Source organism: Streptomyces sp. NPDC019937 (assembly GCF_040631655.1).
Lineage (GTDB): Bacteria > Actinomycetota > Actinomycetes > Streptomycetales > Streptomycetaceae > Streptomyces.
On sequence record NZ_JBEYAL010000011.1, the window covers coordinates 86,064 to 112,481 of the forward strand.

Annotated in this window: 23 protein-coding genes and 1 pseudogene; 12 read left to right on the plus strand and 12 right to left on the minus strand. The window is 72.4% G+C overall.

Going from position 1 to position 26,418, the window contains the following annotated elements; genetic code table 11:
* Positions 1-120 precede the first annotated feature (120 nt).
* Complete coding sequence (dapE, locus tag ABZ562_RS13540; RefSeq protein ID WP_361477638.1) at positions 121-1,191, minus strand: succinyl-diaminopimelate desuccinylase; 1,071 nt, start codon at positions 1,189-1,191, stop codon at positions 121-123.
* A gap of 108 nt (positions 1,192-1,299) precedes the next feature.
* Between dapE and ABZ562_RS13545 the strand changes: the two genes are divergently transcribed.
* Positions 1,300-2,214, plus strand: a complete 915-nt coding sequence (locus ABZ562_RS13545) for a hypothetical protein (protein WP_361477641.1) — start codon at positions 1,300-1,302, stop codon at positions 2,212-2,214.
* Positions 2,215-2,417: 203 nt separating this feature from the next.
* Positions 2,418-2,606: pseudogene (locus ABZ562_RS13550) on the plus strand (ATP-binding protein); the annotation flags it as partial.
* Positions 2,607-3,135: 529 nt separating this feature from the next.
* Here ABZ562_RS13550 and dapC read toward each other — a convergent pair.
* Together dapC and fdxA are read right to left on the minus strand one after the other, a co-directional pair.
* Positions 3,136-4,233 (minus strand): succinyldiaminopimelate transaminase, encoded by a 1,098-nt coding sequence (gene dapC, locus ABZ562_RS13555; protein WP_361477644.1) that lies wholly within the window; start codon positions 4,231-4,233, stop codon positions 3,136-3,138.
* A 180-nt stretch (positions 4,234-4,413) separates the two neighbouring features.
* The gene (gene fdxA, locus ABZ562_RS13560) at positions 4,414-4,740 is read right to left on the minus strand and encodes a ferredoxin (protein ID WP_014054705.1); all 327 of its coding nucleotides are present in this window, start codon (positions 4,738-4,740) and stop codon (positions 4,414-4,416) included.
* A 112-nt stretch (positions 4,741-4,852) separates the two neighbouring features.
* Here fdxA and ABZ562_RS13565 point away from each other — a divergent pair, with 112 nt between their 5' ends.
* Positions 4,853-5,878: a GNAT family N-acetyltransferase gene (locus tag ABZ562_RS13565; protein WP_361477647.1), complete on the plus strand. Its 1,026-nt coding sequence runs from the start codon at positions 4,853-4,855 to the stop codon at positions 5,876-5,878.
* Positions 5,875-6,702, plus strand: coding sequence for a transglutaminase-like domain-containing protein (locus ABZ562_RS13570; protein WP_361477650.1), 828 nt, complete (start codon positions 5,875-5,877; stop codon positions 6,700-6,702). Before ABZ562_RS13565 ends, ABZ562_RS13570 begins: the two co-directional genes overlap by 4 nt.
* A 12-nt stretch (positions 6,703-6,714) precedes the next feature.
* On the opposite strand, the gene ABZ562_RS13575 is transcribed toward ABZ562_RS13570, so the two are convergent.
* The 8 genes from ABZ562_RS13575 to ABZ562_RS13610 all read right to left on the minus strand — a co-directional run bounded on the left by ABZ562_RS13575 (position 6,715) and on the right by ABZ562_RS13610 (position 14,222).
* The gene (locus ABZ562_RS13575; protein WP_361477652.1) at positions 6,715-7,320 is read right to left on the minus strand and encodes a response regulator transcription factor; all 606 of its coding nucleotides are present in this window, start codon (positions 7,318-7,320) and stop codon (positions 6,715-6,717) included.
* Between the two features lie 47 nt (positions 7,321-7,367).
* Complete coding sequence (locus tag ABZ562_RS13580) at positions 7,368-8,582, minus strand: sensor histidine kinase (RefSeq protein ID WP_361477655.1); 1,215 nt, start codon at positions 8,580-8,582, stop codon at positions 7,368-7,370.
* The gene (locus ABZ562_RS13585; protein WP_361477987.1) at positions 8,579-9,322 is read right to left on the minus strand and encodes an ABC transporter permease; all 744 of its coding nucleotides are present in this window, start codon (positions 9,320-9,322) and stop codon (positions 8,579-8,581) included. The genes ABZ562_RS13580 and ABZ562_RS13585 overlap by 4 nt, the downstream gene beginning before the upstream one ends.
* 2 nt (positions 9,323-9,324) lie before the next feature.
* On the minus strand, positions 9,325-10,284 hold the full coding sequence (locus ABZ562_RS13590) for an ABC transporter ATP-binding protein (protein WP_361477658.1): 960 nt from the start codon (positions 10,282-10,284) through the stop codon (positions 9,325-9,327).
* A 161-nt stretch (positions 10,285-10,445) separates the two neighbouring features.
* Positions 10,446-12,509, minus strand: coding sequence for a hypothetical protein (locus tag ABZ562_RS13595; protein WP_361477661.1), 2,064 nt, complete (start codon positions 12,507-12,509; stop codon positions 10,446-10,448).
* A 208-nt stretch (positions 12,510-12,717) separates the two neighbouring features.
* Entirely contained in the window at positions 12,718-13,086 is a 369-nt protein-coding gene (locus tag ABZ562_RS13600; protein ID WP_361477664.1) for a DUF6113 family protein, read from the minus strand.
* Positions 13,083-13,967, minus strand: coding sequence for an N-acetyl-1-D-myo-inositol-2-amino-2-deoxy-alpha-D-glucopyranoside deacetylase (mshB, locus tag ABZ562_RS13605; RefSeq protein WP_361477667.1), 885 nt, complete (start codon positions 13,965-13,967; stop codon positions 13,083-13,085). Before mshB ends, ABZ562_RS13600 begins: the two co-directional genes overlap by 4 nt.
* A 60-nt stretch (positions 13,968-14,027) precedes the next feature.
* Positions 14,028-14,222: a hypothetical protein gene (locus ABZ562_RS13610; protein ID WP_055548098.1), complete on the minus strand. Its 195-nt coding sequence runs from the start codon at positions 14,220-14,222 to the stop codon at positions 14,028-14,030.
* A 320-nt stretch (positions 14,223-14,542) separates the two neighbouring features.
* On the opposite strand from ABZ562_RS13610, the gene ABZ562_RS13615 reads away from it, so the two are divergent.
* Positions 14,543-16,708 carry an alpha/beta fold hydrolase gene (locus ABZ562_RS13615; RefSeq protein ID WP_361477670.1) on the plus strand — a complete coding sequence of 722 codons (2,166 nt, stop codon included), beginning with the start codon at positions 14,543-14,545 and terminating at the stop codon, positions 16,706-16,708.
* A gap of 1 nt (position 16,709) precedes the next feature.
* Here ABZ562_RS13615 and ABZ562_RS13620 read toward each other — a convergent pair whose 3' ends face one another.
* Positions 16,710-17,732 (minus strand): hypothetical protein, encoded by a 1,023-nt coding sequence (locus ABZ562_RS13620; RefSeq protein WP_361477673.1) that lies wholly within the window; start codon positions 17,730-17,732, stop codon positions 16,710-16,712.
* 524 nt (positions 17,733-18,256) lie between these two features.
* Between ABZ562_RS13620 and ABZ562_RS13625 the strand changes: the two genes are divergently transcribed.
* From ABZ562_RS13625 to ABZ562_RS13655, 7 genes are all read left to right on the plus strand, one after another.
* Positions 18,257-19,270, plus strand: coding sequence for an ABC transporter permease (locus ABZ562_RS13625; RefSeq protein ID WP_361477676.1), 1,014 nt, complete (start codon positions 18,257-18,259; stop codon positions 19,268-19,270).
* Positions 19,271-19,348: 78 nt separating this feature from the next.
* Positions 19,349-21,136: an ABC transporter substrate-binding protein gene (locus ABZ562_RS13630; protein WP_361477679.1), complete on the plus strand. Its 1,788-nt coding sequence runs from the start codon at positions 19,349-19,351 to the stop codon at positions 21,134-21,136.
* A 105-nt stretch (positions 21,137-21,241) separates the two neighbouring features.
* The gene (locus tag ABZ562_RS13635) at positions 21,242-22,219 is read left to right on the plus strand and encodes an ABC transporter permease (protein ID WP_055548110.1); all 978 of its coding nucleotides are present in this window, start codon (positions 21,242-21,244) and stop codon (positions 22,217-22,219) included.
* Between the two features lie 12 nt (positions 22,220-22,231).
* Positions 22,232-23,269 carry an ABC transporter ATP-binding protein gene (locus ABZ562_RS13640; protein WP_361477682.1) on the plus strand — a complete coding sequence of 346 codons (1,038 nt, stop codon included), beginning with the start codon at positions 22,232-22,234 and terminating at the stop codon, positions 23,267-23,269.
* A gap of 13 nt (positions 23,270-23,282) precedes the next feature.
* Entirely contained in the window at positions 23,283-24,362 is a 1,080-nt protein-coding gene (locus ABZ562_RS13645; protein ID WP_361477685.1) for an oligopeptide/dipeptide ABC transporter ATP-binding protein, read from the plus strand.
* 134 nt (positions 24,363-24,496) lie between these two features.
* Positions 24,497-25,555 (plus strand): hypothetical protein, encoded by a 1,059-nt coding sequence (locus ABZ562_RS13650; RefSeq protein ID WP_361477688.1) that lies wholly within the window; start codon positions 24,497-24,499, stop codon positions 25,553-25,555.
* 141 nt (positions 25,556-25,696) lie between these two features.
* A complete protein-coding gene (locus ABZ562_RS13655) occupies positions 25,697-26,218 on the plus strand; it encodes a hypothetical protein (RefSeq protein WP_361477691.1) in 522 nt (173 codons plus the stop codon).
* Positions 26,219-26,418: the final 200 nt, after the last annotated feature.

Consider the following 26,418-nt stretch of genomic DNA (forward strand, 5'->3'; position numbering starts at 1 on the left):
GCCCACCGGGCGGCGAAAGTCCGAAATCCGCGCCACGCTCATCTGTTCTCTGATCAGCGAAGAAGCGGACGACGGCGTTCGACCCGGCGACCGGGCCGCTCGGGACGGCAGCGCGACGGCTCAGCCGGTCAGCCAGACCCGCAGCCGCTCCTCGGCCTCCAGCACCAGCGCGGTGTCCACGTGCTCCTCGCGCGTATGGGCCAGCTTGGGGTCGCCGGGGCCGTAGTTGACGGCGGGCACGCCGAGCGCCGAGAAGCGGGCGACGTCGGTCCAGCCGAACTTGGGGGCCGCCTCGCCCCCGATCGCCGCCACGAAGGCGGCGGCCGACGGGTGGGAGAGACCGGGCAGGGCGCCGGGCGCGGAGTCGGTGACGGTCACCTCGAAGCCGTCGAAGACCTCGCGGACGTGGGCGAGCGCCTCGGCCTCCGAACGGTCCGGCGCGAAGCGGAAGTTCACGGTCACGGCGCAGGCGTCGGGGATGACGTTGCCCGCGATCCCGCCTTCGATGCCCACCGCGTTCAGCCCCTCGCGGTAGACGAGCCCGTCGATGTCCACCTGCCGCGGCTGGTAGGCGGACAGCCGGTCCAGGATCGGGGCGGCCTTGTGGATGGCGTTCTCGCCGAGCCAGCTGCGCGCGGAGTGCGAGCGGTGCCCTTCCGTGGTCACCCGCACCCGGAGCGTGCCCTGGCAGCCGCCCTCGACCTTGCCCTCGGTGCCCTCCAGCAGCACGGCGAAGTCGGCGGCCAGCCACTCGGGGTGGTGCTCGGCCAGCCGCTTCAGGCCGTTCAGCTCCGCGGCGACCTCCTCGTGGTCGTAGAAGACGAAGGTGAGGTCGCGGTTGGGCTCGGGCACGGTCGCGGCGATGCGCAGCTGCACGGCGACGCCGGACTTCATGTCGGAGGTGCCGCAGCCCCACAGCGTGCCGTCCTCGTCCAGCCGGGAGGGCACGTTGTCGGCGATCGGCACGGTGTCCAGGTGACCGGCCAGCACGACCCGTTCGGCACGCCCCAGGTCCGTACGGGCGACGACGGCGTCCCCGTCCCGGTCGACGGTCAGGTGCGGCAGGGCGCGCAGGGCCTGCTCGACGGCGTCGGCGAGCGCCTTCTCGTCGCCGCTGACCGAGGGGAAGTCGACGAGCCGGGCGGTGAGCCGGGCCGCGTCCTGGGACAGATCGAGTGCTGGGTGTGCCATACCGGCGACCCTAGCCCGTCCGTCCCCGCGGCCCGGCGGCGGACTCGGAGCGTGGGCTTTGCCACCCCCCGCCCCTGTGCGGCACCGGGCCCCGGGCCACCCAGTAACGTGTGCCGCGTGCCCCGGTCCGTCTTCTCCAGCCGTCCCCGCCTGCTCCGTGCCGCGGTCGCGTGTGCCGTCCTGCTGGGGCTCGTCGCGTACGTATCGGCGCACCTGCTGACCGGTGGCGGCGGGCCGCCGCGCTGCGTCGCGCGGGCGGAGGGCGGCGATGTGCCGCTCGACCCCGAACAGGCCGTGAACGCCGCCACGATCGAGGCCGTGGCCGCCTCCCGCGGCCTGCCGGAGCGGGCCGTCACGATCGCGCTCGCCACCGCGCTGCAGGAGTCGGGGCTGCGCAACATCACCCACGGCGACCGGGATTCGCTCGGGCTGTTCCAGCAACGCCCCTCGCAGGGCTGGGGTACGGCGCGGCAGATCCAGGATCCGGTGTACGCGGCCGGGAAGTTCTACGACCACCTGGTGAAGGTGCCCGGCTACTCGCGGCTGCCGCTCACGGTGGCCGCGCAGCGCGTGCAGTACAGCGGCTTCCCGCAGGCCTACGCGAAGCACGAGACGGAGGCCGTGGTGCTGACCGCCACCCTCACCGGGCGTTCGGCGGCCGCCTTCAGCTGCCCGGGGCCGCCGGACGACGGGAAGGCGGGCGATCCGGCGCGCGTGAGGGCGGCGCTGAAGCGGGAGTTCGGGTCGGACGCCCGGTCGCGGCTGGACGTGGCCGGGCAGGGCGGCGGCAAGCACGCCGCGGTCCCCCGGGAGGTGCTGGTCCCGGTGGCGGACACGGCCCGGGGCGGCCCGGAGCAGCGCGGCTGGGAGCTGGCCTATTGGGCGGTGGCTCACTCGGACGAGTTGCGCATCGAACGGGTCTCTTACGGCAAGCACGTATGGAGCGCACGGAATTCAGGCGGCGGCTGGCGCACGTCCGACAAGAGTTCCGGGTCGGATATACGCCTCACGCTCATGCGATAACGGGATAGATCGCCGCAGCTCAGCGCGGTTGACGGGGCGTTGGGCGGCCGTTGTGGACGGATGTTGTGCGCGTAAACGGATAATGCGACGCATTATCAATTCTTTACCTTGGGACACCGCAACCTTCGCGCGGCTCACGCGATATTCACTGCGTCCGATCGCTGGACGCTTCACCGCATTTGTCCCCCCGTCAAAGGAGAACCATGTCCCTCCCTCTCACGCGTCGGATCGCCCGGGCCGCGCTGCTGGTAGCGGCGAGCGCGACTCCCGTGGTCGGTGCCGCCGGCGCCGCGAGTGCGGCGGATCCGGCCCTGCCGCACACTCCCAAGCTGGGCGGGCTGAGCGCGCTGGACCCCTCCTCCGTCGGTGAGCTGACCGACGTCGCCTCGCAGCAGGCCGGGCGGACCGTCAAGGAGATTCTCCCCGCCAAGGCCGCCCCGGCGCAGACCACCCCGGACAAGGGCGCGCCCGCCGAGGCCGCGCCCGCCAAGCCCGCCATGGCCAAGCCCGCCGTGGCCAAGGGCTCCCAGGCCAAGGGCAAGGGCGCGGCCCACGCCGCCAAGGAGGGCCCGGGCAAGGGGAAGGGCAAGGGCGGCGCCCACGCCAAGGGCAAGGGCGGCCTGCACGCCAAGGGCAAGGGCAAGGCGGTCCTGAGCAAGGGCCTGGCCAAGGGCAAGGGCGTCCACGCCAAGGGCGCCCCGGTGCACCCCGCCCCCGCCCCGGCCCCGGTGCCCGCCCCGGCGCCCGTACCGGCCGCCGCCCCGGCTCCGCAGCAGGTCGCGTCCGGCGTCCCGCAGCAGGCCGACGAGCTGCCGGTCAAGGGCCTGCCGTCGGTGAAGGGACTCCCGCTGCTCGGCTGAGCCGCCTGACGCAAGGTGCCCCGGCCGCCACAGCGGCCGGGGCACCCTCCGTTCCGTCGCGTCAGGCGGTCAGGCGGCGCACCGCCGCCGCCACGCGCTCGTCCGTCGCGGTGAACGCGACGCGCACGTACGCCCCGCCCGCCGGGCCGTAGAACTCGCCGGGCGCCACCAGGATGCCCAGCTCCGCCAGCGCGCCGACGGTGTCCCAGCACGGCTCGTCGCGCGTCGCCCACAGGTACAGCGACGCCTCGCTGTGCTCGATGCGGAAGCCGTGCCCCTGCAGCGCGCCGCGCAGCGCGGCCCGCCGCGTCTCGTAAACCGCGCGCTGCTCCGCGACGTGCTTGTCGTCGCCGAGCGCGGCGACCGTGGCGGCCTGCACCGGGGCGGGCACGATCATCCCGCCGTGCTTGCGGATCTTCAGCAGCTCGCCGAGCACGCTCTCGTCACCGGCGAGGAACGCCGCGCGGTAGCCCGCCAGGTTGGACCGCTTGGAGAGCGAGTGGACCGCGACCAGCCCGTCGAAGCTCCCGCCGGAGATGTCCGGGTGCAGGACCGACATCGGGTCCGCCTCCCAGCCCAGCTCCAGATAGCACTCGTCGCTGACCAGCAGCACCCCGTGCGCCCGGGCCCACTCCACCGCGGCCCGCAGCTCGTCCCGGGACAGCACCCGGCCGGTCGGGTTGGACGGGGAGTTCAGCCACAGCAGCTTCAGCCCCGCCGGGTCCAGATCCATAGGCTCGTCGTACGGCACCGGCTCGGCGCCCGCGAGCCGCGCGCCCACCTCGTACGTCGGGTAGGCCAGCCGCGGGAAGGCGACCTTGTCTCCGGGGCCGAGGCCGAGCTGCGCGGGCAGCGAGGCCACCAGCTCCTTCGAGCCGATCACGGGCAGCACCTGGGTGTGGGCGACCCCTCGCGCGCCCAGCCGCCGCTCCACCCACCCGGTCAGCGCGTCCCGCAGCGCGGGGGTGCCCCAGACGGTCGGATAACCGGGGCTGTCCGCCGCGTCGGCCAGCGCGGTGCGGATCAGCTCGGGGACCGGGTCGACGGGGGTGCCCACCGAGAGGTCGACGATGCCGTCCGGATGGGCGGCGGCGGTCGCCTTGTACGGTTCGAGCCGGTCCCAGGGGAAGACCGGCAGGCGGGCGGAGACGGGTGGCACGGGGTGGCTCGCTTTCTTCGAAACAGCCCGGGGCGCACGGGGATGTCCGACACCCCAAGAGGTGTCCGGCACCCGCCGGGCCCCGGGAATCCCGGGTGGATTCCCGGGAACAGCCCGGTCCCGCAGGCCACATGCCATACGGGACCGAAGGCCGCGCCGGGTCTCAATTCCCGGGCAGGGTCACTCGTCGTGCTCCTGCGGCGGAAGCGCGGCGATGAAGGGGTGGTCGCGCTCGATCAGGCCGAGCTTGCTCGCACCGCCGGGCGAACCGAGCTCGTCGAAGAACTCGACGTTCGCCTTGTAGTAGTCCTTCCACTCCTCCGGAGTGTCGTCCTCGTAGAAGATCGCCTCGACCGGGCAGACCGGCTCACAGGCCCCGCAGTCGACGCATTCGTCCGGGTGGATGTACAAGGACCGCTGGCCCTCGTAGATACAGTCGACGGGGCACTCCTCGATGCACGCCTTGTCCTTCAGGTCGACACAAGGCTGCGCGATGACGTAGGTCACGCTGTCGTTCCTCCTCTTAGGGCTGTATCGCGCGGGAGCGCGGCGTCGTCGATGCCCGCACCTAGTATCTCCGTTCCGGGGCACCGGACGCACATGAGGGGTTGGCAGAGCAGTGGATTTCACCACCGGCGGACGGCTAGAGGTCCGGATCACCCCCGATGACGTGCGGAAACGAGTGTCCGTCAGACTACTCACCGGCGACCGGAGCGGCCCGGAGAGGTTCACCGACGTGGTCGGCGTTCTCACATCGTGGACCGAAGGTGTGCTGCACATCACCCGCCGCACCGGAGAGTCCGTCCGGATAGAGGAGTCCTCGCTGGTCGCGGGCAAGGTGGTGCCCGCCGCGCCGGCCCGCCGCCGGGGCCCGGCGGCGACCGCGCACGAGCTGGACCGGGTCGCCGCCCGCGGCTGGCCGCCGACGACGAGCGAGCGGCTGGGCGAGTGGGAGCTGCGCGCGTCCGGCGGGTTCACCCGCCGCGCCAACTCCGTCCTGCCGCTCGGCGACCCCGGCCACGGGCTCGACGAGGCGCTGCGCCGGGTGACCGGCTGGTACGCCGAGCGCGGGCTGCCCGCGTACATCCAGGTCAGCACGGGCGCCGAGGGCACCCAGGAGCCGCTGGCCGCGGAGCTGGAGAAGCGCGGCTGGACCCGGGAGGTCTCCGCGCAGGTGCGCATCGCGGCCCTGGCCCCGATCGCCGACCAGGACGCCGACGTCTCCGCGGTGACCCTCTCCCGGCGGATCGACGACGCCTGGCTGGCCCGCTACCAGCGCTCGGCCCGGCCCACCCCCGAGGCGCTGGCGGTGCTCTCCGGCGGCCCGTCGGTGTGGTTCGCGACGATACGCGGAGAGCCGGGGGAGGCTGCCGAAGAGGCCCCGGCCGCGATCGGGCGCTGTGTGGTGGACGGCCGCTGGGCCGGCTTCGCGGCGGTCGAGACCGCCCCGGAGCGGCGCCGGCAGGGGCTGGCCCGGGCCGTGATGACCGCGCTGGCCCGCCAGGCGCTGGACGAGGGCGCCTCGGCCGCGTACCTCCAGGTCGAGACGGACAACAGCGGCGCCCACGCCCTCTACGACGGCCTGGGGTTCGCCCTCCACCACAGCTACCACCACTGGCGCGCGCCCAGCACCGATAACGCATGAACGAGACGTCACCACGCCGCAGGTTCGCCGACGAGGCCCGCGAGGAGCGGCCCGACCTGGCGCTGCTGTGCCTGCTGATGGGCATGGAGGCCGACGACGGGCTGGACGAGGCCGGGATCGACGAGGCGCAGATCGAACTGGACCGGCTCGCCGGGGAGGTTCCGTTCTCCCCCGGCGGGCCCGCCGCCTGGGCCGACGCGCTCGCCCGGGTGCTCGGCGAGCGGTACGGCTTCCGGGGCGCCGCCGCCGACTACCGGCGGCTGGAGTCCTCGCTGCTGCACCAGGTGCTGCGGCGCCGCCGGGGGCTGCCGATCCTGCTGTCGCTGGTGTGGATGGAGGTCGCGCGGCGGGCGGGCGCGCCGGTGTACGGGGTCGCGCTGCCGGGCCACTTCGTGGTCGGCTTCGGCGATCCGTACGGGGAGCATGTGCTGGCCGACCCGTTCGACGGCGGCCGGCGGCTGTCCGGCCAGGACGCGGCGCTGCTGGTGTCGGGGGTCACCGGCACGCCGCCCGAGCCGTCGGTGCTGGGCCCGGCCGATCCGCTGGACATCATGCTGCGCATCCTCAACAACATCCGCGCCTGGGCCGCCGCCCGGCCCGAGCGCACCGATGTCCAGCTGTGGGCGGTCGAGCTGGCCCTGCTGCTGCCCAGCCACCCCGCCCGGCTGCGCTACGAGCGGGCGCGGCTGCTGGTCGAGCGCGGCGACTTCCTCACCGGGGCGCGGGAGCTGGAGGATTACGCGGAGGTGGTGGACGCGGTCGAGCCGGAGGCGGCGGAGGCGGTACGGCGCCAGGCGCGCGCGGCCCGGGCACGGCTCAACTGACCGCGCGTTCCCTTACAGCCAGCCCTTTTCGCGGGCGATGCGGACCGCGTCGGCCCGGTTGCGGGCGGCGGTCTTCTGGATGGCCGTGGAGAGGTAGTTGCGGACCGTGCCCTGCGACAGGCCCAGCGCCCGGGCCAGCTCGGCGTTGGTCGACCCGTCCGCCGAGGCGCCCAGCACCTCGCGCTCCCGCGCGGTCAGCGGGCTGGCCCCCTCCACCAGGGCCGCCGCGGCCAGGGTCGGGTCGATGACCCGCTCGCCGCGCAACACCCGCCGGATGGCGTCCGCGAGCTGGGCGGCGGGGGCATCCTTGACCAGGAAGGCGTCGGCGCCGCACTCCATGGCCCGGCGCAGATAGCCGGGGCGGCCGAAGGTCGTGAGGATCACGATCCGTACCCCGGGCAGCGCCCGGTGCAGCGCGGCGGCCGCCTCGATGCCGCTCAGCCCCGGCATCTCGATGTCCAGCAGGGCGACATCGGGCCGGTGATCCCGGACCGCGTCCACGACCTTGTCGCCGCGGGCCACCTGGGCGACGACCTCGATCTCGTCCTCGAGACCGAGCAGCGCGGCCAGCGCCTCCCGCACCATGGACTGGTCCTCGGCCAGCAGTACCCGGATCATCCGGGCAGCGTAACGGGCGACGGCCGGTCATGGGCCAGGGTGGCCGGTTACGGGCCGGGGGAAGGCCCGGCGGGGAGCTCCGCGCTCCGGGAGAGCGGGGCGAGGGCGCGCAGGGTGAAGCCGCCGTGGGCGCCCGGGCCGGTCTCCAGGCGGCCGTCGGCCAGTTGGAGCCGTTCGGCGAGACCGGTCAGCCCGTTGCCGTGCGGGCCGGTGGTGCCGCGGCCGTCGTCGGTGACGGTCAGGCACAGGTCGTCGCCCACCTCGCCGAGGGTCACGACGCAGTGGCGCGCCCCGCTGTGCCGGACCACGTTGGTGACCGCCTCGCGCAGCGCCCAGGCCAGCGCGCCCTCCTGGTCGGGCGGCAGGTCCGGGTGGTGGGCCCCGGCACGGTGCAGATCCGCGGTGATGCCCGCGGCGGCGAGCGCGGTGCGGGCCCCGGCCAGCTCGGCCTCCAGGGTGGGGCGGCGGAAGCCGCTCACCGCCTCCCGCACGTCGACCAGGGCCTGTCGGCTGACGCGTTCGATGTCGGCGACCTGCTGCGCCGCCTGCTCGGGCTTGCCGGGCAGCATCCGCCCGGCCAGTTCGCTCTTGAGCGTGATCAGCGAGAGCGAGTGGCCCAGCAGGTCGTGCAGATCGCGGGCGAGCCGCAGCCGCTCCTCGTTGGCGGCGAGCTGGGCGACGGTGGCGCGGGCCTCGCGCAGCGCCCGGGTCGTACGGACCATCTGCCGCACCGCGCTCATCGCGAAGCCGCCGAGCAGGGAGGGGACGACCAGGGCGGACATCAGGTCGTCCGAGCCGCGGACCAGCAGCCCGGCGCCCACCATGGCGGCGGTGTTCAGCAGGATCACCCACCGGGCGACCCGGGTGGGCAGCACCGCTCCGAAGGCGACGGAGACGTAGACGGCCAGCACCAGCCAGGCTTCGCCCAGGGTGACCGTGAGGACGGCGGCGAGCACACAGATCGTGACCAGCCCCCGGTGGACGGAGGCCCGGGACATGGCCCGGCCCGTGTACCGGAAGACCAGCAGCAGATAGATGCCGACGAAGACCAGCAGGCCGAGCGCGCCGAACACGGTGGCGGGGACGGTGTGGTTCCCCTCCATGAGGTCGCTCACCGGCGCGCCCAGGTAGGCCATCCAGATCCCGGTCCACAACAGCTTGATCAGGGCCTGCCGGCGGTTCTCGGGGATCTGTCCGACGGCCGGGGCGTCCGTGTCCTCGTCGTGGGCCGCCGTGTGGCGCCACCAGGTCGGCCGGTTCATGCCGTGCGGGTGTCCTTGCGGTACAGCCAGGCCGCCGCGCCCCCGAAGAGGACCAGATATCCGGCGAGCAGGGCCACGTCCTTGGCGTGCGGGGCGTTGCCCACTTCGATCGCCTGGCCGAGCGCGGCGTAGGCGTGGGTGGGCAGCCATTCGCCGATGTTCCGCAGCCACTCGGGGTAGTCTGCGGTCGGCATCCACAGGCCGCCGAGGATCGACAGACCGAAGTAGATGATCATCGTGAGGGGCCGTACCGCGTCGCCGGTGGCCAGGTAGCCGATGGCCACGCCCAGGGCGGCGAAGACGAGTGAGCCCGCCCAGATCGCGCCGGTCAGCGCGAGCCACTCCCAGGCGGCGTCCAGCCGCACGCCCTTGACGGTGGCGGCCACGATGAAGACGATCACGATGGAGGGCAGGGTGGCGACCGCGGCCGCGGCGATCTTGGCCGTCACATAGCCGCGTCCGGGCAGCGAGGTGAGCCGCAGCTGACGCACCCAGCCGCCCTCGCGCTCCTTGGCGATCCGCTCGCTGTTGCCCATCAGAACGGCGGTCAGCGCGCCGAAGGAGGCCATCGCGACCATGTAGTAGAGCGGCATCGACAGATGGGTGCCGGGGACGATGTCGGTCTCCTTCGAAGTGCCCGCGATCATCAGGAAGAGCGCCGACGGGTAGATGACCGTGAAGAACATGAACTTCCGGTTGCGCAGTGCGCGGACGATCTCCAGCTTGACCAGGGTCGTCATCGTCACGCCTCCTCGGGCGTCGTGGCGGCGTCGGTGATGGCGAGGAACGCCTGCTCCAGGCCGAGCCCTGCGACCTCCAAGCCGCGCGGGTAGAGCCCGAGCCCGTAGACCGCGTGCACGGTCGCGTCCGCGTCGGAGGACCGCATCCGTACCGTACCGCCCGATATATCGAGGCCGGTCAGGGCGGGCAGGGCGCGCAGCGCCGCCTCGTCGGGCGGGCCGTCCAGGGTGAAGGAGATCCGCCGGGCCCCGGCCATCGCCTTGATCTCGGCGGACGTGCCGTCCGCCAGCACCCGGCCCCGGTGCAGCACGATCACCCGGTCGGCGATCTCGTCGGCCTCTTCGAGGTAGTGGGTGGCGAACAGGATGGTGCGGCCCTGCCGGGCCTGGTCGCGCATCGTGCCCCAGAAGGTCTGACGGGACGCCACGTCCATCCCGGTCGTCGGCTCGTCCAGCACGATCAGGTCGGAGGCGCCCGCGGTGGCGAACGCGAAGCGCACCCGCTGCTCCTGGCCGCCGGAGAGCTTGTTGACCTTGCGGCCGGCGATGTCGGTGATGCCCGCCCGCTCCAGGACCTCGCCGACCGGATAGCCCTGGGGGTGCAGATCGCAGGCGAGCCGCACCAGCTCGCGGACCGTGACGTCCTCCATGAGGCAGCCGCTCTGCAGCATCGCGCCGACCCGGCCGCGGGCGATGGCCTGCCGGGGGGTGGTGCCGAAGACCTCGACGCGGCCGCTGTCGGGGGTGCGCAGGCCCAGCAGCAGGTCGAGGGTGGAGGACTTGCCCGCGCCGTTGGGTCCCAGCAGGGCGATGGTCTCGCCCGGGTGGAGGTGGAGGTCGAGGTCGGCCACGGCGCGCACGCTGCCGTAGCTCTTGCTGACGCCGGTGAAGCTGACCACCGGCGGGGAGGCCGTGGTGCGGGCCCGCTCGCCGGTGGCGGAGGGTGCGGTGGTCGCTGTCATGCCCCCCAGCTTCGCCGAGCGGGGCCGGTCGGCGGCAGTGTCTGTGGTCGTGACCCTGGGATGACAGATGTCATGGGTGCCATGCGAACGGGTCATGGGTGCCATGCGAACGGCCCCCGCCCGGCGCGGTGCCGGGCGGGGGCCGTTCGGGACGTACGCCGCTAGTTCGGCGAGGTGTCGATGACCGCGGTCCGGTCGGCGGTCGACTTGCCCAGCAGCGCGGTCCGCATGGCGATGGCCACTTCCTGCGGGGTGACCGGCTTCTTGGCGCCGTCGGCGCGCTCGATCAGCACCCCGTCGAAGGTCTGGCCGTAGAGCCTCTTGATCGCGGCGAGGTCGAAGTGCGGCTGGAGCTTGCCGTCGATCGGCCGCATGGAGAGGATCTGCGGCAGCGAGCGGTCCGGGCCGAACTGGATGGCGTGCGCGTCATCGGTCTTGATCGTGATCAGGCCCGACATCGCGGGCTTGGCGAAGGACCGCATCTTCGCGTCCACCTCGGCCTTGCTGATCGTCGGCCGCTTGGAGACGATCGGCAGGTCGACCGGCTTGTCCTTGCCGGTCTCGGCCCGCTCGCGGTAGGCGTCGGACACGGCGGTGACCGCCTTGTCGATGTCCAGGCCCTGGCCCTCCCTGCCGTAGACGGGGACGGCCTTGCCCGGCTTGAAGGTGATCGTGCCCTCGCGCGCCGTGCCCGAGTGGCCCGCGAGCCGCCCGAGCGCGTCCCGGAGCTTCTCCTCGTCGACGGTGACGGCGGGCTCGGCCTCGTGGGTGCCGCCGAAGAGCGAGCCGATGACCGTCATCGGGTTGTAGTCGCGGCCCGCGACGTTCCGCACGGTGGCCTCGGTGTCCAGCGTCAGGCCCGCGACGGACGGCTTGATCTCCTTCTGCTCGCCGTCGACGGTCACCTTCAGCGGGGCGCCGGTGCGGCCGCCCAGCTCGGTGTCCAGCTTGTCGATGGCCACCTGCTTGGAGGAGCCGCCGATGTCGACGCCGAGGACGGTGGTGCCGTTGGGCACGTCCGCGTGGTTCATCACCAGGCCCGCGGTGTACGCGACACCGGCCGCGGCCACCAGCAGGGCACCCAGCATGACGAGCTTGGAGCGGCCCTTCTTCTTGGGCTTGCCCGCCGCGGGCGCCTTGGGCGCCGGGCTGCTCGGCGGGGCGCCCTCCCCGGTGGACAGCGGCGGCCCGGCCGGGCCCTGCCCGGACTTCGCGTCGGCCGGCGGGACCACGGGCACCCCGCTGACCAGGGTGTCGCTGGAGACCTGGTCCGGCCCGCCGGGCGCGGTGAACTCGGGGTCGCGGAAGAGCGACGGCGAGGGGCCGGCGTCCGCGCCGAAGCCGCCCGGACCGGGCTGCACGGCCGGGCTCGCGCCCGTGGTGGCGCCGAGGCTGCCGGACAGCGGCGAGCCGCCGGGCGGGGTCGGGGGCTGCCCGGCCGCCCCGTTCAGCGGGCCGACGCCCGAGCTGTCGGGCAGGCCGGGACCGGTCGGCTTCCCCGGACCGGGCGGCGCCAGCAGGTCCTCGTCCCGCGCCGGGGCGCCGGGCATCCGCATCTCGCCGGTGACCGGGCCGGTCGTCGGGCCGCTGGGCTCCGGCGCCCCGGGGTGGCCGCCGGTGTCCGTGAAGTACGGCAGGTCGGCCTGCGGTCCGCCGCCCAGGGACGGCGCGGGGAACTGCTGGGTGGTCTCCGGCGCCGGGGGCAGCGGGGTGCTCTGGGTGGTCGAGGAGCCCTTGGGGCGGCGCGGCGGCGCGAACCAGTCGCTGGTCTTCTCGCCGTCGCCCTTGCCGCCCTTGCCGCCCTTCTCGCGGCCCTCGCGGTCCTTGGCACCGTCCGCGCGCCCCTCGGCGGCCGCCGCGCCCAGCTCCGGGGCGCGGATGCCCTCGGGCCGGGGCGTGGCCCCGGTGTGCTCGGCGCCGTCCCCGTCATCCTCGCCGGAGCGGGGAGCGGGCACGCCGTCCTCGGCGACGGGCTTGCGCATGACGACCGGCGGAATGGGACGCGAACCCGGGATGTTGATCCGGATCCGGGTCGTCAGGGTGGTTTCGGTCTTCGGATCCTCCGGCTTGGCCGCGGCACGCGCCTCACCGTCACCGACGCCACCCTGAAGGGTCTCCGGCGACGGGGACAGACGGGATCCGTACGGCGGGGTGCCCGACGGATAGGCGGCACCGCCGCTACCCCCCTGGGCCCCGGAGGACGAACTGTCAGATTCACGGCTCAAAGCAGGTTCTCCCAGTTAGCTCCGCCGCCCGTCAGACCTCGCGCGGGCGGCTCGGCGGCGCGCACCACCATACTGGGCGCCGCGGTCGCGTACTTGACGCCCGCCCTGTGGCCGCACCGTGTGGATCCGTTGTGCGCCGGTGGAGGAGCGTTTGGTGTCCCGGGAACATCGCGCGGGGTCCCGGGGACGTCACACCGTAAAGGTCACGTCACTTACCAAGTCGGGCGGCCGGCGCGCCCGGTTGCGACACCACCGGCAGGGTGGCACACATCACACCGATGAACATGCCTCCCAGCAGGAAGACATACGACCCCACACCCGCGCTGAAGAGGAAGTCCCCTTCCGGGCGGGTGCTGGTGAGCAGCAGGACGACCAGCGTCCACGCACCGGCGGGCAGACCGCCGCCCAGCCGCCGGTCGGTCGCCTTCACCCCGCCGTAGCAGACGGCCGCGACGCCGAGCAGCGCGAGCACCAACCCGCCGGGGAACCAGAGCCCTTGGACGAGCGCGCCCGCGGCGGCGACCAGGGCGCCGAGGACGGTGAGCAGCGCGTATCCCCCGAGACGTGCGGCGGTCATGCCGTCACCCCCGCGAACAGGTCGTCCTCGCGCTCCGCCGCCGGCTCGCCCTTGACGAGGCGGTAGTGCTCGCGGACGAGCAGCGGCTGGCCCAGGTCGTTGGAGAGCGCGAAGAAGGGCCCGTCGACCGCGATCTGGGTGGCGTGCGCGCGCATCGCGGCGGCCTTGGCGCCGGCGTACGCGGAGCCGTCGATCACCGCCGAGACCTCCGCGTCGTCCACCACTCCGGGGACGTCGCCGGCGGTGGCGACGCCGGGGAAGGGGGCCTCCCGGCCCGCCGCCCGCAGCCGCGCGAAGCCCTCCTCGACGACCGAGCGCGGCACACAGTTCCAGTAGACCTTGGCGACATCGTGCGGATCACCCAGGTCACGGCGGTAGCCCGGCTGCGCGGCCAGCTCCACCGCGCGCATGGCGACGCGATGCGCCTGGATGTGGTCGGGGTGCCCGTAGCCCCCGTCGGCGTCGTACGCCACCACGACCTGCGGCCGGATCTCTCGGATCACGGCCACCAGGTGGGAGGCGGCCTCGTCGAGGTCGGCCCGCCAGAAGCAGTCGGACCGGTCGTTCTGCGGGGCGCCCATCATGCCCGAATCGCGGTATCTGCCCGGACCGCCCAGGAAGCGGTGGTCCTGGACGCCCAACGCCTCCATGGCCGCGGCGAGTTCACCGATCCGGTGGGGGCCGAGGCTGTCGTCGCGATCGGCGGCGAGGTGTGCCAGGTCAGCCGGGATGACCTCGCCTTCCTCACCGAGGGTGCAGGTCACCAGGGTGACGTGGACACCCTCGGCCGCGTACTTGGCCATGGTCACGCCGTTGTTGATCGACTCGTCATCCGGATGCGCGTGCACCAGGAGCAGACGACGGGCGGGAAGAACGGTCATGACCACAGCCTACGATTCGCCCGTCGGCACCCGCGGACCGCGGGCCGGGCTCCCCGTGGGTCAGAGCTTCACGTCGCCGATCATGTTCGCCACGTTGGTGGTGAGGTCGTCGATGGTCGGGGCGACCGACGAACTGGCGAGGTAGAAGCCGAGCAGCACACAGATGAGCGCGTGCGCGGTTTTCAGCCCGGCTTTGTTGACGAGCATGAATACGATGATCAGCAGCAGCACAGACAACGAGATCGAGAGCGCCACAGCGACTCACCTCCAGGAACACGCGCTCGGACAGACAACATATTGATGCCACACGGGGCCTACCCACTATGCGCAAGCGATCATAACTATCGGCGCGTGCGCACGAGTCGGTGCACGGGAGCATGACAGGGGCGCATGCCTGATCGCACGAACTGGCGCTTGATCAGGGTGACTTCTCGCTGGTTATCCGCCATCTCACCCAGTGAGAAGCTGGCTTGTTCCGGCCGCCGGACGGCCGGACAGTGCCCCTGGCAACGGCCCCGGCGCGTGGTACCGACCAGTACGCCCCTGGTGATCTTCAGGACCCGTACGCTCGCCCCATGACCGGACAGCTCTCCTTCCCTCGGCAGCACGCGCGCACCCAGCGCTTCACGCTCGGGGCGCCCCGGGCCTTCCGCGTGGCCCCCGACGACTCCCGCGTGGTCTTCCTGCGGTCCCGCGGCGGCACCGACCGGGCGGGCCTGCTGTGGGTGTACGACGTCGCCGGGCGGCGGGAGTACCCGGCCGCCGACCCGGTGGCCCTGCTCGGCGGCGCGGACGAGGAACTGTCCTCCGAGGAGCGGGCGCGCCGCGAGCGCAGCCGCGAGGGGTCGGCCGGGGTGGTCGGCTACGCGGTGGACGACGCCGTCGAGACGGCGGCCTTCGCCCTCTCCGGGCGGCTGTTCGTCGCCGATCTGACCGGCGGCGAGTCCCGTGAGCTGCGCGTCCCGGGCCCGGTCGTGGACCCGCGCCCCTCCCCCGACGGCCGCCATGTCGCCTATGTGGCGGGCGGCGCGCTGCGCGTCACCGGCACCGGCGGCGAGGGCGACCGGGCGCTCGCCGAACCGGAGGCCGACACCGTCACCTACGGTCTCGCGGAGTTCATCGCGGCCGAGGAGATGGACCGCACGCGCGGCTTCTGGTGGTCCCCGGACGGCGACGCCCTGCTGGCCGCCCGGGCCGACGACGCGCCCGTACGCCGCTGGTGGATCGCCGACCCGGCCCACCCCGGCCAGGCGCCCACCGAGGTCGCCTACCCGGCCGCCGGGACCGCCGACGCCGAGGTGCGGCTGGTCCTGCTGGGCCTGGACGGCTCCCGTACGGAGGTCGAGTGGGACCGGCAGCGATACCCCTACCTCGCCCGGGTGCACTGGTCGGCCTACGGTCCGCCGCTGCTCCTCGTCCAGGCCCGGGACCAGCGCGGCCAGCGGTACCTGGCCGTGGACACCGCGACCGGGCGGACCAGCACCGTGCACGCCGACGAGGACGCGGTATGGCTGGATCTTTTCCCCGGCGTGCCCGCCTGGACGCCCGACGGGCGGCTCGTGCGGATCGCGGACGAGGGCGGCGCCCGGGCCCTGATGGTCGGCGACCGCAAGCTCACCTCGGGCGCCCTCCAGGTGCGCGCGGTGCTCTCCGTCGGCGAGGACGACGTGCTGTTCTCCGCCTCCCCCGGCGCCGAGGCCGCGCTGCCCGAGGGGCCCGGCGAGATCGACGTGTACCGCGCCTGGTTCCGCGGCAGCGGCGACCAGGGCGGCTGGGAGCCGGTCGGCAAGCGGCCTTTCCCCGCCGTGCACTCCGCCACCCGCGGCGACCGGCTCATCGCGCTCACCCACGCCGGTCTCGCCCGGCCCGGCGCCCGGACGGAGCTGCTGCGGGCCGCGGACCACGGGGCCGCGGAGACGGTCGCCGAGATCGCCTCGTACGCCGAGACCCCGGTCATCACCGCGCGGCCGCGGCTCACCTTCGCGGGCAAGCACGACATCCCCTGCGCGGTGCTGCTGCCGACCGGGTACGCCGAGGGCGACGGGCCGCTGCCGGTCCTGATGGACCCCTACGGCGGACCGCACGGCCAGCGCGTGGTCGCCGCCCACAACGCGTACGTCACCTCGCAGTGGTTCGCCGACCAGGGCTTCGCCGTGATCGTCGCCGACGGGCGCGGCACCCCCGGGCGCTCCCCCGGCTGGGAGAAGGCCGTCCGCGACGATCTCGCGGCCGTCACCCTGGAGGACCAGGTCGAGGCGCTCACCGCGCTCGCCGGGCGCTATCCGCTGGACCTCGGCCGGGTCGCCATCCGCGGCTGGTCCTACGGCGGCTACCTCGCCGGGCTCGCCGCGCTGCGCCGGCCCGACGTCTTCCACGCGGCGGTGGTGGGCGCGCCGGTCACCGACTGGCGGCTGTACGACACCCACTACACGGAGCGCTATCTGGGCCACCCCGACGAGCAGCCGGCGGTGTACGCGGCGAACTCGCTGGTGACGGACGAGGGGCTGTCCGGCGCGGCGGAGGGCCCGGCCTGCCCCATGATGATCATCCATGGGCTGGCGGACGACAACGTGGTCGTCGCCCACTCGCTGCGGCTCTCCTCGGCCCTGCTGGCCGCGGGCCGCCCACACGAGGTGCTGCCGCTGTCCGGGGTGACGCACATGACCCCGCAGGAGCAGGTGGCCGAGAACCTGCTCCTGCTCCAGGTCGACTTCCTCAGGCGGTCGCTCGGGCTGAGCTGACTCACCAGCCCGGCGGCGGGGACGGCGGAGGCGGCGGCGCCGTGGGCGGCGCGGCGGGCGGGGGCGGGGCGTAGCCCGGCGGGGCGGCGGGCGGCGGCGCGTATCCGGTGCCGCCGTAGCCGCCGTACGCCCCCGGCTCGTACGCCCCCGCACCGTATGCCGGGGCCGGGGTGTCCGTCCCGCCCCGCCGGGCCAGCACGATCAGCGCGACCAGCCCCGCGAGCAGTTCGAAGAACGCGGTGAGCACCGACAGCACCCCGACCGTCGGCAGGTCGCCGAGGTGCTCGAGGTACTTCAGCCTGGCGTAGAGCGAGGTCTCGCTCACCCCGGTCGCCAGCACCAGCACCGCGGCCACCATCCCCAGCGGCCGGGACAGCGGCGCCCGGGCCGACGCGGCCACGGCGGCCGCCAGGCAGAACGCGACGAGGGCCCAGCTCTCCCAGGCGGCGGGCGGCGAGAGCAGCGTGACCAGGGTGTGCTTGCCGGTCAGCTGGTACTTGTAGATGTCCCAGTGCGCCTTCTGCGCCCAGTAGATCTGCCAGGCGCCCAGGACCGCGCCCGCCGCGCCCAGCAGCAGCGCCGCCGTCACGGCGGCCCCCGGACCCGGCCGCCCGGGCGGCCGGTCGGCGGGGGACGCGGCGTACCCGTCGGCGGGGCGCCGGGCCGCGGCGACGGTGGCCAGCAGCAGCCCCGCGAGCACCACCCCGGCCCAGGCGCTCAGATCGGCCCGCGTCTTGAGGTCGTCGGGGATGCCCTGCATCCAGTCCGCGTTGAGGTTCCACAGGCTCGGCAGCCGCAGGACGAGGGTCACGGCCGCGACCGCGCCGAGCGCCCCCGCGGCGGCCGGTGAGCGCGGCGCGGAGATCCCGACCACGACGCACAGGACGAGCAGGACCAGGTCGACGAGGGACGAGCCGAAGAGGCTCCCCGAGGCCCGGAACGGCAGTCCGGACCATGTCCACCACAGATGACTCGCCTTGTCCGCCTCGTCCAGGTCCCGGACGATCCACGCCAGCGAGATCATTCCGAGCACCGCGCAGACGAGTGCGCCGAAAACACGCGCTCCGCGTGTGAGTATCCGTCCCTGCCCCATAGCCGTAGGTTTCCCCCACCGCACACCCCGGGCAATCGTCGCGAGGCGAAGAAGCACAAAGAAATCTGAAGAAGTGCGCGGATCGTGACCAACCGGATGCCGGCCGGGGCGACATGGTGCGCCCCGGCCGGTTTACGGCACCCGCACGGCCGTACGCAGTTCAGCCTGGCGCGTCCGTATATCGGTGTGACGTCGGTCGAGTTGCCTGTGCGTTAACGCGTTTTCTCCACAGTGCTCATGCTTTGTGGGCACTTCGCGATCGCTGTCAAGCACGTCCTGACCTCGATCTGCCAAATGTTCGCTCAAGACTCCGAGGCCGGGCACATCCGCGCTCGCCCGCCCCTTGACCCGGCCGTGAATCCGTTGCGAAAGTCCGCTCAACCCGCCACAACGCGGGTAGATAAACCGAGTTGGCGGTGTGTACCGGGGCGGATCACCATGGGGGGCGCTACGCGATGACCAGTCCATCCCAGCTCACCGTGGCCGGGAAGAGCGCGCAGGCCGACGAGGGCGGACCGGGCGGCCGGCCGGCCGGCTTAAGCCCCCGTCAGCTGATGTGGCGGCGCTTCAAGCGTGACCGCACGGGCGTGGTCTCCGCCTGCGTCGTGCTGTTCTTCTTCGCCGTCGCCGTGCTGGCCCCGGTGATCTCCTCGCTGTACGGCAAGGATCCGTACACGACGTACGGCCTCGACCGGCCCGAGCTGCTGGATCCGCTCACCGGCTATCCGACGAAGCCCAACGGCGGCATCGACGGCGAGTTCTGGTTCGGCATCGAGCCCAAGCTCGGCCGGGACGTGCTGACGCAGCTGGTGTACGGCATCCGTACCTCGCTGCTGATCGGGCTGGCCGCGACGCTGCTGTCCACGATCACCGGCATCGTCGTCGGCGTCGTCGCGGGCTATCTGGGCGGGCGCACGGACTACTTCCTGGGGCGGCTGATCGATCTGCTGCTGTCCTTTCCGCAGCAGCTGTTCTTCGTCGCCTTCATGCCGGTGGTCACCGCGCTGTTCGTCAGCCCGCAGAAGGAGACCCCGACCTATTTCCGGGTGACGGCCCTGGTCACGGTGTTGTGGCTGCTGGGCTGGATGCAGCTGGCCCGGCTGCTGCGCGGTCAGGTGCTGTCGCTGCGGGAGCGCGAGTTCGTCGAGGCCGCGAAGGTGACGGGGGCCTCGCCGTGGCGGATCGTCCGCAAGGAGCTGCTGCCCAATCTGGGCACGCCGATCCTGGTGCAGTCCACGCTGATGCTGCCGAACTTCGTGACGACGGAGGCGGCCCTGTCGTTCCTCGGCGTCGGGGTGGTCGAGCCGACCCCCGACTGGGGCCGGATGTTCGCCAAGGGCGCCAACTTCTACGAGGGCGACATCACCTACATGTTCTTCCCCGGCATCGCCATGGTGATCTTCGTCGTCGCCTTCAACCTGCTCGGGGACTCGGTCCGGGACGCCATGGACCCGAAGACCAGGCGCTGACCGGCGCCGCACGGCAGACGCAGAGAACGGCAAGTGTTCCGTCCGACGAGGTCCAGCGAGGCAGGTGCATTCACCACCATGACGTTGAACAGCAGGCGCAGAGCACGTACCTACGCCGTCGCCCTGGCCGCGGGCGCGCTGGCGCTCTCGGCGTGCAGCAGCGGGGGCGGCTCGGGGACCGATGACTCCAGGGAACCGAAGATGAAGGCCCAGGGGATCGCCCTGGGCAGCGCCGCCGACTCCACCGGGCCCGCCAAGGAGCTGCCGGGCGCGAAGAAGGGCGGCACGGTGTCGGTGCTCCAGCGCGACGCGTTCGAGCATCTGGATCCGGGACAGATCTATGTCAGCGATGAGCTGATCATGCAGACCCTCTACAACCGGACGCTGACGAACTACCGGATCGACGACAAGACCGGGAAGGTCGAGGTGGTCGGCGACCTGGCGACCGACACCGGCAAGTCCTCCGACGGCGGCCGGACGTGGACGTACACGCTCAAGGACGGGCTGAAGTTCGAGGACGGCTCGCCGATCACCTCCAAGGACGTCCGGCACGCCGTCGAGCGGCTCTACGCGCCGTATCAGACCAACGGCCCGACCTATCTGCAGCAGTGGCTCTCGGGCGAGGGCCAGAAGTACCGCAAGGCGCTGCCGGACGGCCCGTACAAGGGCAAGCACCTGCCGAAGTCGGTGCTGGACACCCCGGACGCGAAGACGATCGTCTTCCACTTCGACCAGCCGCGGGCCGAGGTGCCGTTCGCCGTGGCCATGCCCAACATCGGCGCGGTGCCGCCCGGCAAGGACACCAAGGAGAAGTACGACAAGGCGCCGGTGGCCAGCGGTCCGTACAAGATCAAGAACTTCAAGCCGGGCAAGGGCATCCAGTTCGTCAAGAACGACCAGTGGGATCCCAGGACCGATCCGATACGCCATCAGTACGTGAACACCTTCGATGTCTCCTTCGGCCATCAGTGGGTGGACTCCACCCGCCGTCTGGTGGCCGACAAGGGCGCCGACAAGAACGGCATGACCTGGACCAACGCCGTCGATCCCTCGCAGATCTCGGCGGTCCTCAAGAACAAGGACGCGATGGCCCGGTCGATGACCGAGACCCAGCCCTTCGTGGACGTCGTCTCGATCAATACGGACCGGGTCAAGAACAAGAAGGTGCGCGAGGCGATCGCCTGGGCGTTCCCCAGCGGCCAGTACCTCCAGCAGTTCGGCGGCCCGAAGGGCGGTGAGGTCGCGGGCGGTCTGGTCGGCCCGACGCTCAAGGGCTACGACCCCGGCTTCGACCCGTTCCAGAAGAAGAAATACCCCGGCGGCAACGCCAAGAAGGCGAAGGAGCTGCTGAAGGAGGCCGGCGAGGAGGGCTACGAGCTGGTCTACGCGTACGGCAACGGCGACACCCACCAGGACGCCTCGGTCGTCGTCCAGCAGGCCCTGGAGCGGGCCGGATTCACGGTCCAGAAGAAGGAGATCGACCAGACGACGTACTACAGCCAGATCGGCAAGGTGGACAACAAGTACGACCTCTACCGATCCTCCTGGTCCGCCGACTGGCCGTCCGCCTCGACCGTCGTCCCTCCAACCTACGGCGGAGAGAACGTCTACAACGGCTCGGCGAACTACAGCCATCTGAACGTCCCGGCGGTCAACAAGGAGATCAGCCGTATCGCCAAGGTCGGTGACCTGAACAAGGCCACCACGGAGTGGATCAAGCTCAGCGAGAAGGTCCTCACCGACCAGGTGCCCGCGGTCCCGACCTTCTACAACCGGCTGTTCACCCTCTGGGGCTCCGGCATCGGCGGAACGAAGTGGAACCCGATCTACGGGGCCGTGGACCCGACGGCCGTGTTCATCAAGTAGCCGCTGGTACCAGCTCGATCAGGAGCCCGGCCGCGCCGTCACCGCCGTACCATCCGGCGCCGCGGCGCGGCCGGTACCCGCCCCGACCGGAAGATCCATGACGCCATGTTGAGATTCCTCGCCCGCCGGTCCCTCGGCGCGTTTCTGATCCTCCTGCTGATCAGCGCGATCACCTTCTTCCTCTTCTTCGCCCTGCCCGCCGAGCCCGCCCGGCTGGCCTGCGGCAAGAGCTGCGATCCCGCCTCGCTCGCGATCATCAACAAGAACCTGGGCCTGGACCAGCCGGTCCCGGTGCAGTACGGGAAGTTCATGGTCGGGATCGTCGCCGGGCGCGACTTCGCGGTCGGGCACTGCTCCGCGCCCTGCTTCGGCTACTCCTTCGTCAGCCAGGAGCCGGTGTGGGGCACCATCGTCGACCGCTTCCCCACCACCCTCTCGCTCGCCATCGGCGGCGCCGCGGTGTTCCTGGTCTGCGGCATCGGTATCGGGATGGTCGCGGCCTGGCGGCGCGGCACCTGGATCGACAAGTTCTTCAGCTCGCTGTCGCTGCTGGGCGCCTCCCTGCAGATCTACTTCGTCGGCGTGCTGTGCCTGGCCTGGTTCGTCAGCGGACTGGGCATCATGGAGCAGCCCGCCTACCACCCCTTCACCGACAATCCGGCGAAGTGGTTCAGCGGGATGCTGCTGCCCTGGCTGGTGCTCTCGCTGATCTTCATGGCCAACTACAGCCGCATGACCCGCTCCCAGATGGTCGAGCAGCTCCAGGAGGACCACGTCCGTACGGCCAGGGCCAAGGGGCTGTCCAGCCGTACGGTCTTCTTCCGCTACGCCTGGCGCGGCGCCATCGCCCCGATCGTCACCATCTTCGGCATCGACCTCGGCTCGCTCTTCGGCGGGGCGATGGTCACCGAGTACACCTTCACCCTGCACGGCATCGGGCGGCTCGCCGTGGAATCCGTCCAGCTGACCGATCTGCCGATGCTGATGGGCGTGATGCTGGTCAGCGCCGCGGCCATCGTGGTGTTCAACATCCTGGTCGACGCCGCCTACGCCGTCATCGACCCGCGCGTACGCCTCGCCTAGAAGGACGCCGACGTGACCACACCCACCCCATCCGACGGCGCCTTTCTGTCGGTGCGCGACCTGCACGTCCGCTTCGCCACCGAGGACGGCGTCGTCAAGGCCGTGGACGGCCTCTCCTTCGGCCTCGAACGCGGCCGGACCCTCGGCATCGTCGGCGAGTCCGGCTCCGGCAAGTCCGTCACCAACCTCACCGTGCTCGGCCTCCACGACCCGCGCACCACCACGGTCACCGGCACGATCCACCTCGACGGGCAGGAGCTGACCGGCGCGCCCGAGCGCACCCTGGAGAGGCTGCGCGGCAACACGATGGCGATGATCTTCCAGGATCCGCTGACCGCCCTCTCGCCGTACTACACGGTCGGCCGCCAGATCGCCGAGCCGTACCGCAAACACACCGGCGCCTCCAAGCGGGACGCCCGGCTGCGCGCCATCGAGATGCTGGACAAGGTCGGCATCCCCAACCCGCGGCTGCGGGTGGACGACTATCCGCACCAGTTCTCCGGCGGGATGCGGCAGCGCGCCATGATCGCCATGGCGCTGGTGTGCGACCCCGACCTGCTGATCGCCGACGAGCCGACCACCGCCCTCGACGTCACCGTCCAGGCCCAGATCCTGGACCTCCTCAAGGACCTCCAGCAGGAGTTCGGCTCCGCGATCATCCTCATCACCCACGACCTGGGCGTGGTCGCCCACACCGCCGACGACCTGCTGGTGATGTACGCGGGCCGGGCCGTGGAGCGCGGTACGGTCCGCGAGGTGCTGCGGGCGCCCCGGCACCCGTACACCTGGGGGCTGCTGGGCTCCATGCCCCGGCTGTCCTCCGCCCTCGACGAACCGCTCAGCCCCATCCCCGGCACCCCGCCGAGCCTCCTCGCCCCACCGCCCGGCTGCCCCTTCCACCCGCGGTGCGGCTACACCGCGGAGGTGGACGGCGAGCGGTGCCACGGGATACGGCCCGCGCTCCCGGACGGGCGGGGCGCCGCCTGCCATCTGGACGCCGAGCGGACCCAGGTCCTCTTCACCGAGCAGATCAAGCCCCGGCTGGGCTAAGGAGCGCCTTCAGATGAGCATCGAATCGGGCACCCCCGAACCCCTCCTGGTCGCCGAGAAGCTGACCAAGCACTTCCCGATCATGGGCGGCTTCCCGTTCCGGCGGAAGGTGGGCGCCGTCCAGGCCGTCGACGGCATCGACCTGACCGTGCACGCGGGTGAGAGCTTCGGCCTGGTCGGCGAGTCCGGCTGCGGCAAGTCCACCACCGGACGGCTGCTGACCCGGCTGCTGGAGCCCACCGCCGGGCGGATCACCTACCGGGGGCGGGACATCACCCACGCGGACCGCAAACAGCTCGCACCGGTCCGCTCCGAGATCCAGATGATCTTCCAGGATCCGTACTCCTCGCTGAATCCCCGGCAGACCGTCGGCACCATCATCTCCGGGCCGATGGAGATCAACGGCATCCGCCCGCCCGGCGGCCGCGAGGCCCGGGTGCGCGAGCTGCTGGAGACCGTCGGCCTCAACCCCGAGCACTACAACCGCTTCCCGCACGAGTTCTCCGGCGGCCAGCGCCAGCGCATCGGGGTGGCCCGCGCGCTCGCCCTCGAACCCCGGCTGATCGTCGCCGACGAGCCGGTCTCGGCGCTCGACGTCTCGATCCAGGCCCAGGTCGTCAACCTGCTCCGGCAACTCCAGCGCGAGCTGGGCATCGCCTTCCTCTTCATCGCCCACGACCTCGCCGTCGTACGGCACTTCTCGCAGCGCGTCGCGGTCATGTACCTCGGGAAGATCGTGGAGGTCGGCGACCGCGACTCCATCTACCGCCGCCCCCGCCACCCGTACACCCACGCCCTGCTGTCCGCCGTCCCGGACGCGGCCGTGGTGATGGACGGCGACGACGCGTCCTCCGGCGCGGGCCGCGAACGCATCCGCCTCGCCGGCGACGTCCCCTCCCCCATCGCCCCGCCCTCCGGCTGCCGCTTCCGCACCCGCTGCTGGAAGGCCCAGGACCTCTGCGCGCGGCAGGAGCCGCCGCTGCTGCGCATCGAGGGCAACCGCGAGGGCCACCTGTCCGCCTGCCACTTCCCCGAGGCCCCCACCACCGAGGCGCGCGACCAGGACATCGTGCTGGACCCGGCGCTGTCGTAGTCCCCGAAGCCGGATTCCCCTACAACTGCCGGGGGCTTCCCATGAGTTGCTTGACCTGAACGCGGGGCCGCGTTTCTAATGAGCAGCCCGCTGCGAGACGTATGCGGGGCGGCTCTCAGGAATGCGGTGGGAAGTTGACTGTCCGCAAGCAAGACGCGTCCGGCGCGGCGTTCGGCGCGGGAGACGCGGCCGCGGCGGCGGAACCCGCCGAGCGGGAGGCACCGGCCACCCCCGCGGCCCGGGAGGCCGAGGCCGGGTCCGCGGCCGGCAAGGGCGCCGATCCCGCCCCGGCTCCGGCCTCGACATCCACTCCGGCATCGGCTCCGGCTTCCGCATCGGCATCGGCATCGGCATCGGCCGAGGAGGCCTCCCGCGCCTCACGGACCGAGGAGCACGACGGCGGAAGCCTCGCGGAAACCGCCACGGCGGGCGGCCCGGGGCCGTCCGCCGGGACACCGGGACCGGCGCAGCCGCCGGGCGGTCCGCGCCGGCCGGTGCTCGCGGGGGCCGCGATCGTCGGAGCGCTCTTGCTGGCCGTGCCGCTGCTCGTGGTGGCGGGGAAGCTCGGCTCCTCGGAGAAGGACGGCCGGGACGACTCGAAGGCGGCGACGAAGGTACTCGAACGCGAAGGCGCGCGTGCCGGGGTGTACGAGGCGGCCTCCCCGGAACCCAGCCGGAGCCCGCAGAAGAAACCGAAGTCCAAGGAGTCCACGGCGAGTGCGCCGCCCCCTGCGGCCCGCTCCCCGCTCCCGTCCAAGGGCCCGAAGTCCGCCAAGCCGACCAACGCCGCGCACAAACCGTCCCCCAAGCGGACGTCCGCGAAGCCCAAGGACAAGAAGAGCGCCGCGGGGAGCGCGGGAGACGCCGCCTGGGGACCGAACAGCGAACTGTGCATGGGTGCGAGCTGGCCCTCGCGCGACGGGCGTACCGAGCTGCGGATGCAACAGGACGGCAACCTGGTCGTGTACCGGGACGGGCAGGCCGTCTGGGCCGCTCCGGACGCCCTGGGCCGCGGCAACTGCGCCACCCTGCAGACCGACGGGAACTTCGTGCTCTACGACCGCGACCACAACGCGGTCTGGGCGACGGGGATGGATCTGCACGCCACAAGCGTGAAAATCCAGAACGACGGCAACTTCTGCCTGTACAACGACGCGGGCGCCCCGGTGTGGGCGAGCCGCACGCAGCGCTGATCCCGAGCCGCCCTCGCGCCGCCAAGGCCGGAGAGTTCGACGGCCTCATCGCGTAGCCACGCGCAGCGGCCTCGCCCCGTTTGACGATGGACCGTCACGGGCATCTGCCTGACGGTCAGTCATACATGGGCGGGGGGCGCCATGACGCCTGGCAGGAGGCGGCCGCAGTGGGCCGGGTGGCTGGCGTGGCTGCTGCCGCTGGGGCTGGTCGGCGGCATGGTCGTATGGGGGGAGGAACTGGCCGGGGCCGCATTGCGGTACGCGGGGGAACCCCTGATCGATCAGTTCGTACCGGTCCGCACGGAGCCGCGCGATTCGCAGCCCACGGCCGAGACGAGCCCGAGCGGTGAGGGGCCGATGGTCACGGTGGAGGCCACGCCGCACCTCGACAGCGGTTGCGGCACGGGCGGCGGGTGGGTCTTTCCCACGCCGACGGCCCGGCTGGCCGACTACGTACCCGGGGAGCGGCCCAGCCGGCACGGGACGACCTGGGACCGGGACCCGTACGCCTTCGGGGGCGCGGCACCGAACGCCCTCAGGCTCGGCCTCAGGGTGTCGGGGCGGAGCGGCCGCACCATCGTCCTCGAGGACTTCACCGTGCGCATCGTCAAGCGCGCCAAGCCCATGACAGGCACGGTGCTCGACCCTCGGCTGGTCAGCTAGAGGTGCGGTGGAGGCGGCGAATCCCCGCTCCGTCGGGTCCCGGGCGCGGAGCGCGGGGACGGCGTCCGGACGAGCCCTCTGGCCTTCCCGTACCAGGTGACGTCCGCCTCTCCCGTCGAGCTCGAAATCGACGTGTCGACACAGCACTGCGCGTGCACCTGGACCGGCCGGCTCCACTGGTCGGACGGCGCCGCCTCCGG

Coding starts and splice junctions, on each gene's coding strand:
- ABZ562_RS13635 (WP_055548110.1), top strand. CDS start 21,242: ATGTTGAGATTCCTCGCCCGCCGGTCCCTCGGCGCGTTTCTGATCCTC.
- ABZ562_RS13625 (WP_361477676.1), top strand. CDS start 18,257: ATGACCAGTCCATCCCAGCTCACCGTGGCCGGGAAGAGCGCGCAGGCC.
- ABZ562_RS13585 (WP_361477987.1), bottom strand. CDS start 9,322: ATGACGACCCTGGTCAAGCTGGAGATCGTCCGCGCACTGCGCAACCGG.
- ABZ562_RS13590 (WP_361477658.1), bottom strand. CDS start 10,284: ATGACAGCGACCACCGCACCCTCCGCCACCGGCGAGCGGGCCCGCACC.
- ABZ562_RS13570 (WP_361477650.1), top strand. CDS start 5,875: ATGAACGAGACGTCACCACGCCGCAGGTTCGCCGACGAGGCCCGCGAG.
- ABZ562_RS13620 (WP_361477673.1), bottom strand. CDS start 17,732: ATGATCTCGCTGGCGTGGATCGTCCGGGACCTGGACGAGGCGGACAAG.
- ABZ562_RS13655 (WP_361477691.1), top strand. CDS start 25,697: ATGACGCCTGGCAGGAGGCGGCCGCAGTGGGCCGGGTGGCTGGCGTGG.
- ABZ562_RS13600 (WP_361477664.1), bottom strand. CDS start 13,086: ATGACCGCCGCACGTCTCGGGGGATACGCGCTGCTCACCGTCCTCGGC.
- ABZ562_RS13645 (WP_361477685.1), top strand. CDS start 23,283: ATGAGCATCGAATCGGGCACCCCCGAACCCCTCCTGGTCGCCGAGAAG.
- ABZ562_RS13575 (WP_361477652.1), bottom strand. CDS start 7,320: ATGATCCGGGTACTGCTGGCCGAGGACCAGTCCATGGTGCGGGAGGCG.
- dapE (WP_361477638.1), bottom strand. CDS start 1,191: ATGGCACACCCAGCACTCGATCTGTCCCAGGACGCGGCCCGGCTCACC.
- ABZ562_RS13630 (WP_361477679.1), top strand. CDS start 19,349: ATGACGTTGAACAGCAGGCGCAGAGCACGTACCTACGCCGTCGCCCTG.
- mshB (WP_361477667.1), bottom strand. CDS start 13,967: ATGACCGTTCTTCCCGCCCGTCGTCTGCTCCTGGTGCACGCGCATCCG.
- ABZ562_RS13615 (WP_361477670.1), top strand. CDS start 14,543: ATGACCGGACAGCTCTCCTTCCCTCGGCAGCACGCGCGCACCCAGCGC.
- ABZ562_RS13580 (WP_361477655.1), bottom strand. CDS start 8,582: ATGAACCGGCCGACCTGGTGGCGCCACACGGCGGCCCACGACGAGGAC.